This is a genomic window from Pseudomonas violetae, from assembly GCF_023072615.1.
In the GTDB taxonomy this organism is placed as follows: Bacteria; Pseudomonadota; Gammaproteobacteria; order Pseudomonadales; family Pseudomonadaceae; genus Aquipseudomonas; species Aquipseudomonas violetae.
The window spans coordinates 14743-31049 of sequence record NZ_JAKNRW010000049.1 but is presented as its reverse complement, the minus strand read 5'-3'; the positions used below and the strand labels follow the sequence as shown (position 1 = coordinate 31049).

The window sequence follows — 16307 nt, the reverse complement described above, 5'->3', positions numbered from 1 at the left end:
GACCGGCGCCTCGGAAGCCATCGCCGACATGCCGCGACGCTGGCGTGAAGCGCTGGCCGGCGACGGCGAACTGGACCTGAGCGGCGTACGCCTGCTGTCCGAAGCCCACTATCTCTGGTCCCCCGGCACCCTCGCCGGCAACCTCACGAGCTTCTTCGCCAGCAAAGCCGTGCGCGGCAGGGTCGATCAGGTCAAGGGCGAGCAACTGCCACTGGCCCTGCAGGACAAACGCTTCAAGGGCAAGGTCTATCGCCTGGCCGAACTGGTCATCGATGTCCCCAGCCTGATCCAGCGCCTGGCCGACTTGGCAGGCGACGGCCTGCTCGCCGGGCATGAAATACAGCCATTGCTGGAAGGTGGCCTGCTGGTCGGCCTTAAAGTCGACGGCCGCGATATTCGTGCCCAGCGCATCGTTCTAAGCGCAGGGGCGGGTACCGCGGAGCTGCTCGAAGCACTGGGGTTGAGCCAGCCGGCCATGCAACGCCGACCGCTGCACATGATCATCGCCAAGGGCCCTGGCCTGAAGCCGTTGTACGCCCACTGCCTGGGCGGCGGGACCAAGCCGCGCATCACGGTCACCACCCACCCCGCTGCCGATGGCCAGTGGGTCTGGTACCTGGGTGGCGATATCGCTGAGTCCGAAGGCGTTGCCCGCGAGCCCGCCGAACAGATTGCCACCGCGCAGAAAGAACTCGGCCAACTGCTGCCCTGGATCGACCTGAGTACCGCCCAATGGGCCACTTTGCGCGTGGATCGTGCAGAGCCCTTGCAGTCCGGCCTGACACGTCCGGACAATGCCTTCCTGACCGAACAGGGCCGGCTGCTGGTCGGCTGGCCGACCAAACTGGCACTGGCGCCGGACTTCGCAGACCGGGTCATCGCCTCTCTACAACGCGATGGCATCCAGCCAGGCCACAACGCTACGTTGCCCGAATTGCCGAAACCACCCATGGGCATTCCTGCCTGGGAGCATCTGCTGCCATGAGCCAACCTACCCTGCACGAACTGCACCGCCCACTGGGCAGCACTGGCTTGATGGTTTCGCCACTGGGCCTGGGCACCGTGAAGCTGGGCCGCGACCAGGGTGTCAAGTACCCGAACGGCTTCCAGATCCCGGGCGATGACGAAGCCCGCATGCTGCTCAAGCTCGCCCGAGACATGGGCATCAACCTGATCGACACCGCCCCGGCCTATGGCCACAGCGAAGAGCGCCTCGGGCCGTTGCTGCGCGATCAGCGCCAGGATTGGGTGATCGTCAGCAAGGTTGGCGAAGAGTTTACCAATGGCCAGTCCAGCCACGACTTCAGCGCCGTCCACACCCGGCTGTCAGTGGAACGCAGCCTGAAACGCCTGGAAACTGACTTTATCGACTTGGTGCTGGTGCACTCAGATGGCAATGACCTGGCAATTCTCAATGACAGCGAGGTCTACGCGACCCTGGCCGAACTCAAGCACGAGGGCAAGATCCGCGGATTCGGCTTCTCCGGAAAAACCGTCGAAGGTGGCTTGAAGGCTCTGGAGCAAGGTGATTGCGCGATGGTCACCTACAATCTGAACGAATTGAATGAGAAAGCCGTCATTGACTATGCTGCTGCTCACGGCAAAGCCATCCTCGTCAAGAAAGCCTTGGCCAGCGGCCATGTCTGCCTGAGCCCTGGCGTGGATCCGGTGCGTGCCAGCTTCGAGTTGTTGTTTGAACATCCCGGCGTTGCCAGTGCTATTGTCGGGACCATCAATCCGCTGCACCTCGCCCACAATGTCGCGACCGTTGCCAAGGTCCTTCGTAGAAACTGACGCCGCCGACGCGGCCTTAAGCAGGAGCCGACATGCCGCGTACGCTCATAAGAAAGAACCCCAGCAACTTCAAGACCCTGCCGTTATTCGTCGAAGCGACTCCCGAAGGCCTGAGCTACCAGAGCATCGGGATGCCGCTCAATTTTTCGCAAACCCTGCAGCGTCGCCGCCCGGTGGCCGTCCCTGATGCCGAGCGATTCGCCGTGGAATTGGCCAATCTCGGAGTATCGGTACGCCTGACCCTGCACTGGCAGAACCGCGATTACTGGGTATTGGTGCGTCAGCGTCGGCAGGATCGCGGCGACGTGGTACTCAAGCTGATCTCCGGTTATGTACCGGCCCACGAGCTGAACCTGCCGTTGCACACAGCTATTCAGGAAATTGCCGAAGAATGTCTGCTGGAAACGCCCGAAGGCTGGCTTGGCGGACGCTTCAATGACACCTGGCTGCCTGCGCCCTACTCGTCCGCCCTGCATTATCGTGAGGCCCTGCCGTTTCGATTGACGCCGCTGTCGGGGTCGGCTCGACCGGTGCGCTGTGCCAGCATGCAACTGATCGAACGTCCACGCGCTTATGTGCACCTACCCACAGCCTCGTTGCAGCTGATCTACGACTTACGCCTCGACGTGCCCAAGGAGGCCAAGTCGCTCAGCCTTTTTCATGTCGACGAGCGACTGGAAGGCGACCAACTGGTGGCGCGGCTCGATCGCAAGCGGCCCGATTTGTACCTGATGCCCTTGCAGGACGGCCTGCCGATGGCTGAGCTCTACACCTTGAAGAAGGATCAGTTGTACCCGGCTAGCACTCGCGGGCTGTACCTGGCTGAAAGTTTCGCCCTGCAGGAAGGCTGGCTGGTGCGCGATGAGCGGATCAAGTGGAAGGACTGGGTAAAGCAGCAGGGATTGAGCCCACCGGGGAAAGACTCAGGTCTGGCACGGTTGCGGGGTCAGGCCAAGCAATTGCTCAAGAGGATCGTGCCACGCAAGAAAGTCAGTTCCTGAATCAAAAAATCGCAACGCCGACAACCCGGTAGGAGCTGCCGCAGGCTGCGATATTTTGACGTAGCGAACTTAGACAAACATCAACGATCGCGGGTTTGGCCAGTGTCTACGACTTGCGGATCTTCTCCACAATCGCCGTAGTCGAGCTGTTTTCCACCAGGCCCAACACTTTCACCGTGCCGCCATAGGCTGCCACGATATCCGCACCCACTACCTGCTCGATGCCGTAATCCCCACCCTTGACCAGAACGTCGGGCTTGACTTCGCGCAGCAGGTTTTCCGGGGTCCCTTCAGAGAAGCTGATGACCCAGTCCACAGCGCCCAGGCCTGCCAGGACGGCCATACGCCGATCAACGCTATTGATCGGACGCCCAGGGCCTTTCAGACGGCTCACTGATGCATCGTCGTTGACCGCGACGATCAAACGATCGCCTTGGGCCCGCGCCTGCTCCAGGTAAGTCACGTGACCGGCATGCAATATGTCGAAGCAACCGTTGGTGAACACGATCTTCTCTTTATGTGCACGGGCATCGTCAACCGCCAGCAGCAGTTGTTCCAGCCCCAGTACACCGCGCTCGGAGCCTTCTTCACGCTGGATAGCGCGGCGCAGTTCCGGGGCGCTGATGGCAGCGGTACCCAGCTTGCCGACCACGATACCCGCAGCCAGGTTGGCCAGGGCCACCGCATGAGGCAATTCCTCACCGGCAGCAATCGCTGCGGCCAGGGTGGAAATCACTGTGTCACCCGCACCCGTGACGTCGAATACCTCGCGTGCCCGCGCTGGCAGGTGCAGCGCTGGATGATCCGGACGCAACAAGGTCATGCCGTGCTCGCCGCGAGTCACCAGCAAGGCGCCGAGGTCGAGCTCATGCATCAGGGTCGCTCCCTTGGTCACCAGCTCGTGCTCATCGCTGCATTTGCCGACGATGGTTTCGAATTCGCTGAGGTTCGGCGTGATCAGGCTTGCACCACGATAGATGGAGAAATCCTTGCCCTTGGGATCGGCCAACACCGGGATACCACGGGCGCGAGCAGCCTGGATCAGCACCTGATGGTTCTTCAACGCGCCTTTGCCGTAGTCGGACAACACCAGCACCTTGATACCTTCGAGCAGTTCGTCGACTTGTTCGCCCAACGCCAGGGCATCGGTAGCGAAAGGTTCTTCGAAGTCGATGCGCAGCAATTGCTGGTGACGACTCATAACCCGCAACTTGACGATGGTCGGCTGGTGCGCAATGCGCTGGAACAACGCCCGCACGCCGGCGCCATTGAGGCTATTGGCGAGGCTGTCAGCGGCTTCATCGTCGCCAGTAACGCCAACCAGCGAGGCAGGCGCACCCAGGGCGGCAATGTTCAACGCAACGTTGGCGGCACCGCCCGGGCGGTCCTCAATTTGCTCGACCTTGACGACTGGTACCGGCGCCTCCGGGGAGATCCGTGAGGTACCACCATGCCAATAACGGTCGAGCATGACATCGCCGACCACCAAGACAGGGGCTTGATCGAATCGCGGCATGGACAACTTCATGGAGCAACCCACATACAAAATGAACAGGGGCGCGATATTAACACAGGGTTGACGTGGGCTTGCGCCACGGCTGCAACCGAATGAGACATCGCTTTTCGCCCCTTGGCCTGGATCAGGCGATATTTTCCGTCGGTGCGTCGAGCCCCATGGCGTGTAGGCGCGAGTAGTAGCCATTTTGCGCCAGCAGTTGTGCGTGCGTGCCACGCTCAACGATTTCACCATGGTCCATGACCAGAATGAGGTCGGCCTTTTCGATGGTCGACAAGCGGTGAGCGATCACCAGCGTGGTGCGTCCCTTCATGACCTGATCCAGTGCCGCCTGGATATGGCGCTCGGATTCGGTATCGAGTGCCGAAGTCGCTTCATCGAGGATCAGCAACGGAGCGTTCTTCAACAGAGCCCGGGCAATCGCCAGGCGCTGGCGCTGTCCACCGGACAACAGCACTCCGTTTTCGCCAACCTGAGTATCCAGGCCATCCGGCATCTGCGAAATGAAGTCCATCGCATAAGCATCGGTGGCGGCCTTCTCGATGTCAGCCCGCGGGGCGCCAGCCAGGTCGCCGTAGGCGATATTGTTGGCGATGGTGTCGTTGAACAGCGTCACATGCTGGGTGACCTGCGCCACGTGCCGACGCAGGTTGCGCAGACGATATTCTTCGATATCAACATCATCGAGCAGGATCTCGCCGGCCTCGTGATGGTAGAAACGAGGAATCAGGCTGGCCAGGGTTGACTTGCCACTACCGGAACGACCCACCAGGGCGATCATCTGGCCGGGTGCGGCAGTGAAGCTGATGTTTTTCAATACTTCACGATCGGTATCCGGGTAGGTGAAACTCAGGTTGCGCACTTCCAGGTAACCGCTGACACGATCACGCTCGACAGTACCGCTATCAACTTCAGGTTCGACGTCCAGCTGTTCGAAGATGCTTTCGGCACCGGCCACGCCTTTCTGGATGGTCGAACTGACTTCCGACAATTGACGGATCGGCTTGGGCAGCAGCCCCGCCGCCGTGATGTAGGCCACCAGGTCGCCCGCCGTAGCATCACCACGCAGGAACAGCACCAGGAACATCAACACAGCCATGGCGGTATAGATGACCAGCTGCAACATCGGCGTATAGACCGCACCGGTCTTGGTCATGCGCAACTGCTTGTCGGTATTGCCTTGGCTGGCTTCGGCAAAGCGGCGCTCTTCATAGCTCTCGCCGCCGAAGCTGCGCACCACGCGATAGCCCTGGATGGTTTCGGAGGCGACGTGGGTCACATCTCCCATTGCCACCTGGATCTTCTTGCTCTGCTTGCGGAATTTCTTGCTGGTGTTACCCACCATGAAAGCAATCACCGGCAAAATCGCCAGCATCACGATCGTCAACTGCCAGTTCATCCACAACAGATAGGCGAACAGGAACACCACCGTGAGGCCTTCACGAATAACAACCTTGATTGCGTCAGTGGCAGCACCGGTGACCATGGTCACGTTAAAGGTAATGCGCGAGATCAGATGCCCTGAGTTGTGGGTATCGAAGTAGCGGTTGGGCAACACCAGCAGCTTGTTGAACAGCTCGACGCGCAGGTCATGCACCAACCCCAGCGAAACCTTCGCCAGGTAGTAGTTACCCAGGAACGAACCCAAGCCCTGCCACGCAGCGATCAGGATGATCAGCAGCGGCACGGCCATCAGCAACTGCAGGTCCTTCAGGTAAGGGACATTGGGGAAGAGCACCGCTTCAGGGTTGCTCAGGCCGTCGACGAAATACTTGAGAATCCCCGCCAGCATTGGCTGGGTGGAAGCAAAGATCACGAAGCCCACGATACTCAGCAGGAAAAGGCCAACATAGGGTTTTACATACCCCAACAGCCGAAGATAGATTTTCAGGCTGGAGTCCTGTCCCGCTTTGGGCGGTGCGTCACTCATCGTAGAGCTCACTTGTTAGGAAGAACTCGAAATTTTATCACAGCCACCGGCGTTGGCCCGCGCCCATACCAAAACACTGGCCAATCCGATCGGTAGCCAGCTGATGAACCACTCTGCCCTCGGCGTTCCGGTCAGGCTGGCCGCATCGAATTGCATTGCCAGGGTGGAAAACAGCCAGATGCCGAGAATGCCTTGGCCGTACAGCGATCTCCTGGCTTTCCAGGCCTCACGCAGCACGCCGAACCAGACCGCACACCACAGCAGCAGGCCTGGAAGACCCAGCTCGATTGCCACATGGCTGAACAGGTTATGGGCATGGTCAAAATACATGTCTGCGGCGAATACCTTGTAGTCGCCGCCTAATCCGAGGCCGCGCCATGGATGCTCGGCTATCATGTTGAGGCTGGCCACCAGGATCTCCGGGCGGTAGGAGGCTCCGCGGGCCAGTACCAGAGGTTCGAGCAACCAGAACGCCAGCAGCGCCACGGCCAGGGCACCGACTGCGACGACGCAGCTGCGCCGGCTCCGGCACCAGATCGGCATCGCGAGCAACGTGAAAAACAACGCCAAGGCCGCGCCTCGACTTTGGCTCATCACCACAAATGCACCGAGCAAGCCCAAGGCCACTGCCCAGATGACTTGCATCCAGCGCTCGCTGGGCACCCAGAGCATGAGCCATACGGCCGCAAGCCCGATGACGTAGCCGCCGAGGATCGGGTGAGACAACTCCCCCAGACCTTCAAGACGTGCAACCCAGGCATTGCCATTAAGGCCGTAGAATTTTACGACGGCTGCCAGGGCGGTCAGCGCCAGGCCGAAACCTCCCCACTGCATGAGGCGAACCACGCGCTCCGGGCGGCCATTGGCCAATATCGGAAAGAACAGCAGGAACACCACTATGTACAACAGTCGCTTGGCCTCGCGAGCGGGCTCCTCGACGTTAGTCCACGACAGGCTGATCAAGGACCAGACCAGCAAGCCGAGCAGGGGCAGGTAGATCCAGCGCTGTTCATACAGCAGCTCTTTCAGCCGAGCCCGCGCCGGCCACGCGAACAGCAGGGCCGGGAGCCAGAGCAGAGCGACCAGGCCCTGTTGATAGGCCTTATTGGTAGGCGCTACGGCAATGGCCAGCAAAAACCAGATCAGTCCTGCGGACATCCATAGTTGCGCCCAGCGTGTTTCCTGCATCGATTTGCTCCTTGGATAATTCACCCTGCCTCACCCGGCATGGTTAAAACTGAAACTTTTCGGCATCATTGCCCGCCACGGTGCTCCGCAATTCCGACAAGGCTTTCTACGATGCAATGTTCCCGACTTCCGCAAGACGCTTTAAATCAAATGATTGAAGGCGCCAGAGTATTGGAGGCTGATAGCTACGGTCCGAAAGTCTACCTGTTGCAGGATGGGAATATCCTCAAACTGTTCAGGCGCAAGCGACTATTTTCTTCCGCAATGTTTCGCCCGTACTCAAAACGGTTTATCGACAATGCTCTGGAACTGCAAAAACGCGGCGTCCCCACCCTTCAGGTGCTGCAGTTCTACCGCCTGCAAGACCCGGGCATGACCGCCGTGCTGTATGAGCCATTACCGGGAGAAACCCTGCGTCAGGTCGCGGCAAAAGAAGGCTTCGACTGGCAGCAGAATCTGCCGGAGCTCGCTGAATTGATCCGCAGCCTGCACAAGTCGGGGATTTATTTTCGCTCGTTGCACTTGGGCAACATCGTGGTCACGCCAGATAACCGGATGGGTTTGATTGATGTAGCAGACATGCGCTTTATGCGTGCGCCACTGCCGAAGCATCTGATCAAGCGCAATTTGCAGCACTTCGCGCGCTATATTGCACGCGAGAACCTGAACGGTAGCTTTCCAATGCAAGCGTTGGAACAGGCCGTCATGCCGTCATGACAACAGTTTGCGGACGGCTTGACTGAAGTCCAGCCAGGCCTGGTCAGGCGCCAGCTTGCGGTACTGGCCCGCTGCGATCGTTGGCGCAGAATCGTTGAATGCACTTAGAATGGCCGCGCTCCAGGCGTTGACGTCCGCAGCGGCGGCGTACACCCCCCTGTCATCCAACTGTTCGCGAAACACCGGCAACTCGCTGGACATCACCGGTACACCCGCCATAACAGCCTCCTGCATGATCAGCCCGAGGCCCTCGCTCAATGAAGGAATTGCGACCCAGTCGAAAGCGCGGTAGAGCTGCGCGGCGTCGTTTAAATGACCGGGTAACGCGACATTGGCGCCAAGCCCCAGGCTATCAATGCGCGCCTGCAGCGCGGCCCGATTTGAGCCCTCGCCAATAATCACCAGGCGCAGATCTGCGCGTTGTTTCAGTGCCACCGCGAAGGCGTCTAGCAGGCACGCAAAACCTTTTTTGTCTTCCAGTCGACCGACCGCACCCAGCACCGGCGTCTCGTCCAACGGCAGCCCCAGGCGAGCACGGGCGTCCTCACGCGAGAGCACGTCGGCGCGAAAGGCCTCGGGGTCGAATGCACTGCGCAGCGTGAGGATCGGCAACTGAAGGTCTTGGCGGAGCTTGGCCGCCAGCGTGCCTGACACCGCGACCAACGTCAGCTGAGCGGACTTGAAATGCTGGAACAGCACCCTGTCTTCGGGACGAAGTCGAGTGGACCCGTGAAAAATAACGACGGCACGGATGTGCGGCAGTTTCTTCAGAAGGGGCAACAAGGTACGTGCGACGCCCAGGCCATCGAGCAGCAGCAGATCGGCCTGACTTTCCAGGAGTGCCTTTTGAAAGCCAGCCTGCATCCTGGGCTTGGTCAGCCGCCAGAAATGTCGCCCTTTCAATTGCGCGGAGGACAGGTTCCACTCCCTGGCGCCAACTACATTCACGCCGCAATCGGATGCGCCGCCCTGTAACAACCAGGTCTTGACCGGTGAAGTCGCGTCGACCTGGGACAGAATCTGCTGGTGAACCTTGTGAATCGACGCAAAAGGAGCACCGCCGGACCACATCACATTGAGAATGCTCATAGCGCCACATGCCGCTTCAGGCAGCGGCCGAATTCTCTTCTGGTGCACTTAATTGATGAACCAGCCAATACATACTCCCACCAGTAGAGACAATGCGAACTTGATTTGTTCGCGCCGACTGCGCCGCGCCTTGCGCTCACGTTCGACAGAAGTCCGGACGTGCAAGCCAAAACCCGTATGCCGAACCGCATCGCCCTCAAGCGTCACTGCAGTCAGGTTTAGTTGAGCGTAACGCTTGGACAACGCCTTTTCCCCGTCGTGCAAGGAATAAGGGGCACACAGGCGATACTCCTTGATTCTGCGCAGCCCAGGGTTCAGCGAGAAACTCTGCCACTCGGGCTTGTCCGAGATCAGTGGGTAGCAAGCCACTGCGCCAATGAACTCCCGAGCACCCAGACGAATGTAAGGGCTGTGAACACTTAGATCGTAAATATAGCTGCGCATCCACACCTGGAGGATCTCCGGACGCAATTCGAGGATTGCCAGCGAATCTTCCACGAAACCCGGGCGATAAAATTCCCAGTCGTCTTCGCAATGGAAAATGTAAGGTGTGGTGACATGTTCATAGGCCAGGTCAATGGACGCCAATTGGCCTAGCTTCGGACGATTGACGAAAACCGTGCAATGCTCTTTCCAGCCTGCAGGGATGGCAGAATGCACTGCCTCGTCACCGGCATCTTCAGTAATGAAGACTTCGCGGATGGGCGCCGTGTTGAACCGGTCAAAACTCTCGAGAGTCGTCTTGAGGAGATCCAGGCGGCCACAGCTGGTGACCACCAATGTAATGTTGCTTTCTGTTGAAAACTGCACTTAATCCTCGTTCAAAGTCAAAGTGCCAGCAATACCAATGGCTGACTAATCCTTGTCAAACGCCCAGTTTCAGGCGCACTTTTTCCAGCAGACTCAGTGGCGCACGCGGGCGAAGCACCGGTTTGAGCGCCTCAGCGATGCGTTCGCCGATGCGCGCAAAGCTCAGCTGCGCCACTACCAGTTCTCGGCCGTTACTGGCAATACGCCGGGCCAGCTCAGGGTCGGCCCGCAGTTGCGCCAGCTTTTCCTGCAACTGTGCGATGGTCTGGTAGAACACAATGTTATGCATATCCTGCAAGCCCAACGCGCGGCTCTCGGCCTCGCCCTGGTCATACGCCAGCAACACACAACCGCAGGCCATGGCTTCGAAGTTCTTGATCATGAACTCGCCCATGCCTACATCGGCGCTGACAAAAAAACGGATGCGGTTGAGGGTATCGCAGTATTCCTCGCCGGACTTGGTCCGAGTCACTACCAGCGACTCAACGCGCCCCAGCTCATCGAGCAAGGCTTTGCGACCGCTGTAGGCAACGCTGTTGGTGCTGCCGACAAATGCCAATTCGATGTCACGTTCGCGGCCCTGGTCCTGCAGCAGGGTCTGGTCGTAGCCCTTGGGCACGAACACCGCATCAAACCCTTCCTCACGCAGACGCTCGGCAACCACAAATCCCGAGCTGATCACCCGCACCCACGGCAGCTTGCGGTAATGGGCGCTGAACTTGCCGGTGTACTTGCATGGAATGTAATTCTGGTAGGCATCATGCTCCAGAAAAACCAGGTTGGGCACGGTCTGGATGAATCGAACCTGCCGAATTTCCTTCTTGAAGCGCAAGAAGAACACAATGCGATCGTAGCGAGTCACATCGACATGCTTGCGGAAATACCCGCGCAGGTCGTCCTGCTCCTCGCTGGTCAACTCACGCTTGTCGCAGTCGCAATGTTCGGCGATACCGTCGTAGAGGCGATCAAGGATCGCTCGCTGCTCTTTCTGCACCAGGAACAGAACTTTCAATTGGTTTCTCTCTTTGCAGACAGCTCTTGCACCCAGAACAACTCATGGCGTCGCACGGTTTTTCGGAAAAACTCGTTTTCCCCGTAAGCCGGCCAGCGTCGAGCCGCCAGGCACTTCTGAATTGCGCGCCGCAGCAGGCGTTTCAGGGGCAGCCTCGGCTGAAGGTCGTGCATCATGCCCAGGGCCATGGCCTTGTGGCATTGTTGCCTGGCTGACAGGCCAAGCGCCCAGGGACGCATGGGCTCGTCGGCCGTAAGCTGCGGCGGCAACGCCACACCAGTGCCTGCCTCACCCATGGGCCAGCGATCGTTATCGTGGAGGTGATTGGCGTAATACAACAAGGTTTCAGGCTGCCAGGCTGTGGCGTCCAACGCCTGCATGACTGCTTGCTGCGAACACTGGTGGTCCGGATGGGGATCGAACCGCGGATGCGGCAACACGATGACCTGGGGCTGAATGCGTTCGATCAGCTCGTGCAGATCCCCCAGCAGGTTGTTCCAGGTAGGGGCCCCATCGGCATCACTGCCCAGGGCAAACGGATTGAAGCGGCGGAAGTAGCGAGTATCGCCGAGTTGCGCTTCACGGGATGCCGCCGGACAGGCCGGCGCATCCTGCATTGCGGGCAATTGCAGGCAGAAATACCCCAACTGGATGCAGCGCTCCTGCGCGACACCGCCCCACAACGGCACGCCAACGCTGTCCCACGCACGCAGCGAGCCCTTAAGGCGGGCTGCCTCGACGTTATCAAGCCCCATCTGCTGGTAGTGCTCGGCTTCTATTTCGCCGGCGGTCACGGTCACGATCCAGCTTTGCTCGGTGCTACTGTACAAGCCGAACGCAGCCAGCTCGGCATCGTCGGCGTGAGGGGCGATGACCATCACCCGCTTGTCACGGAAGTTGGGGTATTCGAAGGCCCAGAGCACGGGTTCGCCAAGCAACCGGCAGAACCGTCCCCGCAAGCGCAGTTGACCCTGGGACAGCACCGACGCCTGCCCGGTGAGATTGAGATAACGCAACCCGTCGACACCCCGTTCGAAGGCTTGGCGATCTGGATTATCCCCCCCTGACAGCTCGACCACGGGATCGAAAAAGCGCCCCAGCCAGGTGCTTTTTATGCGCAGTGCCAGCACCAGCGTGGCGTCCTCAACCAGCATGACGCCCTCGTCCAGGCGCAACCGTTCCCCGTCCAGATGAACCTTGGGCTGCTGGGTGTAGGGCGGAAAGCTGTATTGGTAATCATCGCCTGGGGAATAGAACAGATGGTCGGCGAACCAGGCTTCATGGGCTATCCAGCCCAGCACTGCAATAACCAGCGGTAACCACCAAGTGACCAGCCAGCCAATGGCGACCAACACCAACAAGGCGATAGTCAAGCTCAAGCGCTTGTTACGTCGATGGCGCTTGAGCAGCAGCTGTTTACGGCTGATGGGCTGATTCATACCGTAAATACCGGGACAGGGTTGCACCAGCGATCCTTGTATTCCCGATCGGCTCGACCGAAAGAAAAACGCAGGGGCTTGTTCAGCGCCCGGGCATGCTCCCAGGCACTTTGCGTATTGAGGAAGCTCAGCACGCTGCCAGGACTGAATTCGCGGGTTTCAGGATCGACGCCACCGTTGATGTACTCGACGCTGATCCATTGCGGCGCTTCAACTCGGTAGACCAACTGAATCGCAATCGGCGCGTCATTGAGGAAAATCACCGAGCCAATCAGCAGATCACGCAACAGCTCGATGACCTCGGCCATGCGCTCGGCACCTGTGGCCGGGAAACCCCAGCGGCGCTGAAACAGATCACAGTAGATAGCGGCCAGTTCGCTGCTGGAAAACTCGGCGACTGGCCGCACGACTCCGCCGGCCTCTTCGAGAAGACGCAATTCACGGCGCTGGTTATAGCGGAACTTCTTCGACAGTTCTTCGGGGGTGCGGGCCATGGCCAATTGCTCGGCTTGCAGCCTGATACCGGTGAATCGTCCTTCATTCAGCGCGGACAGGTAGCGTGCACGATGTCGCAGCGGCGCCTGTGCGTCGGCTGCCGCCGGCAGGATCAGTTCGGCATTGCCCAAGTCGAACAGGCCTTTTTGGCCCCGGCGCTTGAGCACATCCTTGGACAGCGCCAGGTCGCGGCCCCAGGTGGGGACAGCGGCCTTGATTTCACCTTGGCGCTCCCATGCCAGATAGCGCACCGGGTTATCGGCCATCTGTGCCAGTCTCTCAACAACCATCGGATGAGTAGCGACACTGCCGCCATAACGGTGCCAGGCATCGGCATAGGTCGAGGCATCGATTACTGCCCAGCCACGTTCGCGCCAGCCTTGAAGTCGGTTGAGCATCAGCCCCTCGTTGCCAGTTCGGTAACACGCGGCAAACGCCAGAATGCGTCACCCACCGCGCGATCGGAGAAGCGCTCGCGTAAGCGATCAAGCATCAGCTCGGCACATTGGCGGCGCTGTTGATCGTCCATCGCGGCCAGATGCTGCAGCCCTTGAGCCAGATGCTCTGCATCTCCCAGGGGAAACAGGATGCCGACACCTTCGACCACTTCCCTTGCGCCGCCCGCTGCAGTAGCGAGCAGTGGTACACCGGCGGCCATGGCTTCAAGCAGCACCATGCCGAACGGTTCGTGATCGGAACTGAGGGCAAACACATCGAAGGCGCGGAAATAAAGGCGGGCCTCGGGCACCTGCCCCAGGAACAGCACCCGGTCACCGATACCCAGCTCGCGGGCGAGTGCCTTGAGGTTCTGTTCCAGGCGACCGGTACCCAGGATGACCATTTGACTGTTCGCCGGCAAACCCGGCGAGGCCTTGGCAAAACCATGCAGCAAGGTGGCCTGGTCCTTGTCGGGATGCAGACGTCCGACGTTACCGACTATCCACGCATCCATCGACAAACCAAGGGTCTCCCGGGCTTGCTGCTTCGACAGCTGGCTGTCTTGCAGCGCCTGCACGTCGATACGGTTGTAGAGGGTCTGAATCCGGGACGCCGGCCATTTCGGGAGGCATTCGCGCATGTCGTCGCGCACCGCATCGGAAACCCCGAGCAGGCTCAGGCGCTTGCGGAAAATATGCGCAAACAGCTTGCGGGTGCCGCGCTTGTAATCGCCAAAGGCATGGTGCACGCCAATCACCGGTAACGAAGTACCGAGCAAGGCGATATAGATCGGTTTGAAACGGTGGGCGATGCAGAAGCTGAAGTTGCGCGACGCGGCGATCTTGCGCAGATCCCCGATGGCGCCCAGCTTCAGGCCACGAATAGCCTTTGAGCTGTACTCCATGAACAACACTTCATCGCAAGCACAGCCCGCGGCGACTTCGGCATCGGCCGCCCCGGTAAGGAACACCGTGGTCACGCGATAACCGGTCCCCGCAAACAGGCTGGCGTACTGCCGGGCGCAGTCCAGAAACGGCCCGTCATAGCCGTGACAGAACTGCAGCACATGGCGTTCAGCCGAGCGTGTCATATGCGTCTGCGCCCTCTTTGACCACCAGAATGTCTTCCATGATCAGATACTGCAGGTCGGAACCGAAGAACATGTTCAGGGCATCGGTCGGCGAGCAGATCATCGGCTCGCCACGACGGTTGAGCGAGGTGTTGAGCGACACACCATTGCCGGTCAGCACTTCCAGCGCCTTCATCATGTCGTAGTAGCGCGGGTTGTATTCACGCTTGAGCACTTGCGCACGGGAGGTGCCGTCTTCGTGGACGACTTCAGGGACGCGGGTCTTCCACTCTTCAGCCACTTCAAAAGTGAAGGTCATGAACGGAGCCGGGTGATCGATCTTGATCATCTGCGGTGCAACGGTGTCGAGCATCGACGGGCAGAAAGGCCTCCAGCGCTCGCGGAACTTGATCTGGTGGTTGATACGGTCAGCTACGCCAGTGGCGCTTGGGCAACCAATGATCGAACGACCGCCCAACGCACGCGGGCCGAACTCCATCCGCCCCTGGAACCAGGCAACCGGGTTACCATCAACCATGATCCTGGCGATATTTTCCGGCATGTTCTCGAGTTTGCGCCATACCGGTTTGCTTGGATGACGGGCGCATGCCGCCAGCACGTCCTCGTTGGTGTAGGACGGGCCGAGGTAGACGTGTTCCATTTTCTCGACTGGCACACCACGGGCGTGCGACACGTAAGCCGCTGCACCGACTGCGGTACCCGCGTCACCGGACGCAGGCTGGACGAACAGCTCCTTGACGTCGTCGCGGGCGATAATCTTCTGGTTGAGCTTGACGTTCAAGGCACAGCCGCCGGCGAAAGCCAGCTTGCCGGTTTCCTTGAGCACGTCGCCCAGATAATGGTCGATCATTTGCAGCGCCAGTTTCTCGAACAGCGCCTGCATGCTCGCGGCGTAGTGGATGTAGGGCTCGTCGGCAATGTCGCCTTCGCGCTTGGGCCCCAGCCACTCGATCAGTTTCGGCGAAAAGTAGAAACCCTTGCCCTTCTCTTTATAGCGGCGCAGGCCGATCACGTTGGCGTAGTCGGTGTTGATTACCAGCTCACCGTTCTCGAAGGACGCCAGGCGGGAAAAGTCGTATTTGCTGGCATCGCCATAAGGCGCCATGCCCATGACCTTGAACTCACCGTCGAGCATCTCGAAACCGAGGAATTCGGTGATCGCGCCATACAGGCCACCCAGAGAGTCAGGATCGAAGAACTCCTTGATCTTGTGGATCTTGCCGTTCTCGCCATAACCGAAGAAGGTCGTGGCGTACTCGCCCTTGCCGTCGATCCCGAGGATCGCGGTCTTCTCCTTGAAACCGGAGCAGTGGTAGGCACTGGAGGCGTGGGCAAGGTGATGCTCGACCGGCTCGATCTTGATTTTCTTCGGATCGAAGCCCAGTTGCTCGAGGCACCAGACAATCTTGTTGCGATAACGCTTGTAGCGACGGTTGCCCATCAGGATCGCATCAAGGGCGCGATCCGGGGCGTACCAGTAACGCTTGGCGTAGTGCCAGCGAGCCTCGCCGAACAGGCTGATCGGGGCGAACGGAATCGCGACCACATCGACGTCGGACGGTTTAATGCCAGCCTGTTCGAGGCAGAACTTCGCCGATTCGTAAGGCATTCGGTTCTTTGCATGTTTATCGCGCACAAAGCGCTCTTCCTCAGCCGCCGCGACCAGCTTGCCGTCGATGTACAAGGCTGCGGAAGGATCATGGCTAAGGGCGCCGGACAGGCCAAGAATCGTCAATGCCACAGGGGTCTAGCCTCTTTAGTCTGCATGCAGGCGCAATGCGCCTCAAA

Annotated in this window: 14 protein-coding genes; 4 read left to right on the top strand and 10 right to left on the bottom strand. The window is 59.6% G+C overall.

The genetic code is table 11. The features are described from left to right. The 3 genes from L9059_RS28460 to L9059_RS28450 all read left to right on the top strand — a co-directional run. On the top strand, positions 1–985 hold a 985-nt coding region (locus L9059_RS28460; protein WP_247294303.1), incomplete at its 5' end, for an FAD-binding oxidoreductase/lyase. Further along, positions 982–1794 (top strand): aldo/keto reductase, encoded by an 813-nt coding sequence (locus L9059_RS28455; RefSeq protein WP_247294302.1) that lies wholly within the window; start codon positions 982–984, stop codon positions 1792–1794. The genes L9059_RS28460 and L9059_RS28455, both read left to right, overlap by 4 nt. A gap of 32 nt (positions 1795–1826) precedes the next feature. Beyond that, positions 1827–2795 carry a metal ABC transporter ATPase gene (locus L9059_RS28450; protein ID WP_247294301.1) on the top strand — a complete coding sequence of 323 codons (969 nt, stop codon included), beginning with the start codon at positions 1827–1829 and terminating at the stop codon, positions 2793–2795. A 106-nt stretch (positions 2796–2901) separates the two neighbouring features. On the opposite strand, the gene hldE is transcribed toward L9059_RS28450, so the two are convergent. The 3 genes from hldE to L9059_RS28435 all read right to left on the bottom strand — a co-directional run bounded on the left by hldE (position 2902) and on the right by L9059_RS28435 (position 7429). Beyond that, a complete protein-coding gene (hldE, locus tag L9059_RS28445; protein WP_247294299.1) occupies positions 2902–4323 on the bottom strand; it encodes a bifunctional D-glycero-beta-D-manno-heptose-7-phosphate kinase/D-glycero-beta-D-manno-heptose 1-phosphate adenylyltransferase HldE in 1422 nt (473 codons plus the stop codon). Positions 4324–4435: 112 nt separating this feature from the next. After that, on the bottom strand, positions 4436–6241 hold the full coding sequence (gene msbA, locus L9059_RS28440; protein WP_247294297.1) for a lipid A export permease/ATP-binding protein MsbA: 1806 nt from the start codon (positions 6239–6241) through the stop codon (positions 4436–4438). Positions 6242–6256: 15 nt separating this feature from the next. Continuing rightward, entirely contained in the window at positions 6257–7429 is a 1173-nt protein-coding gene (locus tag L9059_RS28435) for an O-antigen ligase family protein (RefSeq protein WP_247294296.1), read from the bottom strand. Between the two features lie 150 nt (positions 7430–7579). Between L9059_RS28435 and L9059_RS28430 the strand changes: the two genes are divergently transcribed. Further along, positions 7580–8146 carry a lipopolysaccharide kinase InaA family protein gene (locus L9059_RS28430; RefSeq protein WP_247294295.1) on the top strand — a complete coding sequence of 189 codons (567 nt, stop codon included), beginning with the start codon at positions 7580–7582 and terminating at the stop codon, positions 8144–8146. On the opposite strand, the gene L9059_RS28425 is transcribed toward L9059_RS28430, so the two are convergent. Genes L9059_RS28425 through L9059_RS28395 form a run of 7 tightly spaced genes read right to left on the bottom strand, consistent with a single transcriptional unit; the run spans position 8141 to position 16260 of the window. Then, a complete protein-coding gene (locus L9059_RS28425) occupies positions 8141–9235 on the bottom strand; it encodes a glycosyltransferase (RefSeq protein WP_247294294.1) in 1095 nt (364 codons plus the stop codon). The genes L9059_RS28430 and L9059_RS28425 overlap by 6 nt on opposite strands. A gap of 48 nt (positions 9236–9283) precedes the next feature. Further along, positions 9284–10045, bottom strand: coding sequence for a glycosyltransferase family 2 protein (locus L9059_RS28420; RefSeq protein WP_247294293.1), 762 nt, complete (start codon positions 10043–10045; stop codon positions 9284–9286). A gap of 55 nt (positions 10046–10100) precedes the next feature. Next, positions 10101–11057, bottom strand: coding sequence for a glycosyltransferase family protein (locus L9059_RS28415; RefSeq protein WP_247294292.1), 957 nt, complete (start codon positions 11055–11057; stop codon positions 10101–10103). Beyond that, on the bottom strand, positions 11054–12484 hold the full coding sequence (locus L9059_RS28410; RefSeq protein ID WP_247294305.1) for a PIG-L deacetylase family protein: 1431 nt from the start codon (positions 12482–12484) through the stop codon (positions 11054–11056). The genes L9059_RS28415 and L9059_RS28410 overlap by 4 nt, the downstream gene beginning before the upstream one ends. Before the next feature lie 8 nt (positions 12485–12492). Next, a complete protein-coding gene (locus tag L9059_RS28405) occupies positions 12493–13389 on the bottom strand; it encodes an antimicrobial resistance protein Mig-14 (protein ID WP_247294291.1) in 897 nt (298 codons plus the stop codon). Beyond that, positions 13389–14519, bottom strand: a complete 1131-nt coding sequence (locus tag L9059_RS28400; protein ID WP_247294290.1) for a glycosyltransferase — start codon at positions 14517–14519, stop codon at positions 13389–13391. Before L9059_RS28400 ends, L9059_RS28405 begins: the two co-directional genes overlap by 1 nt. Beyond that, entirely contained in the window at positions 14503–16260 is a 1758-nt protein-coding gene (locus L9059_RS28395) for a carbamoyltransferase family protein (protein ID WP_045061884.1), read from the bottom strand. The genes L9059_RS28400 and L9059_RS28395 overlap by 17 nt, the downstream gene beginning before the upstream one ends. Positions 16261–16307: the final 47 nt, after the last annotated feature.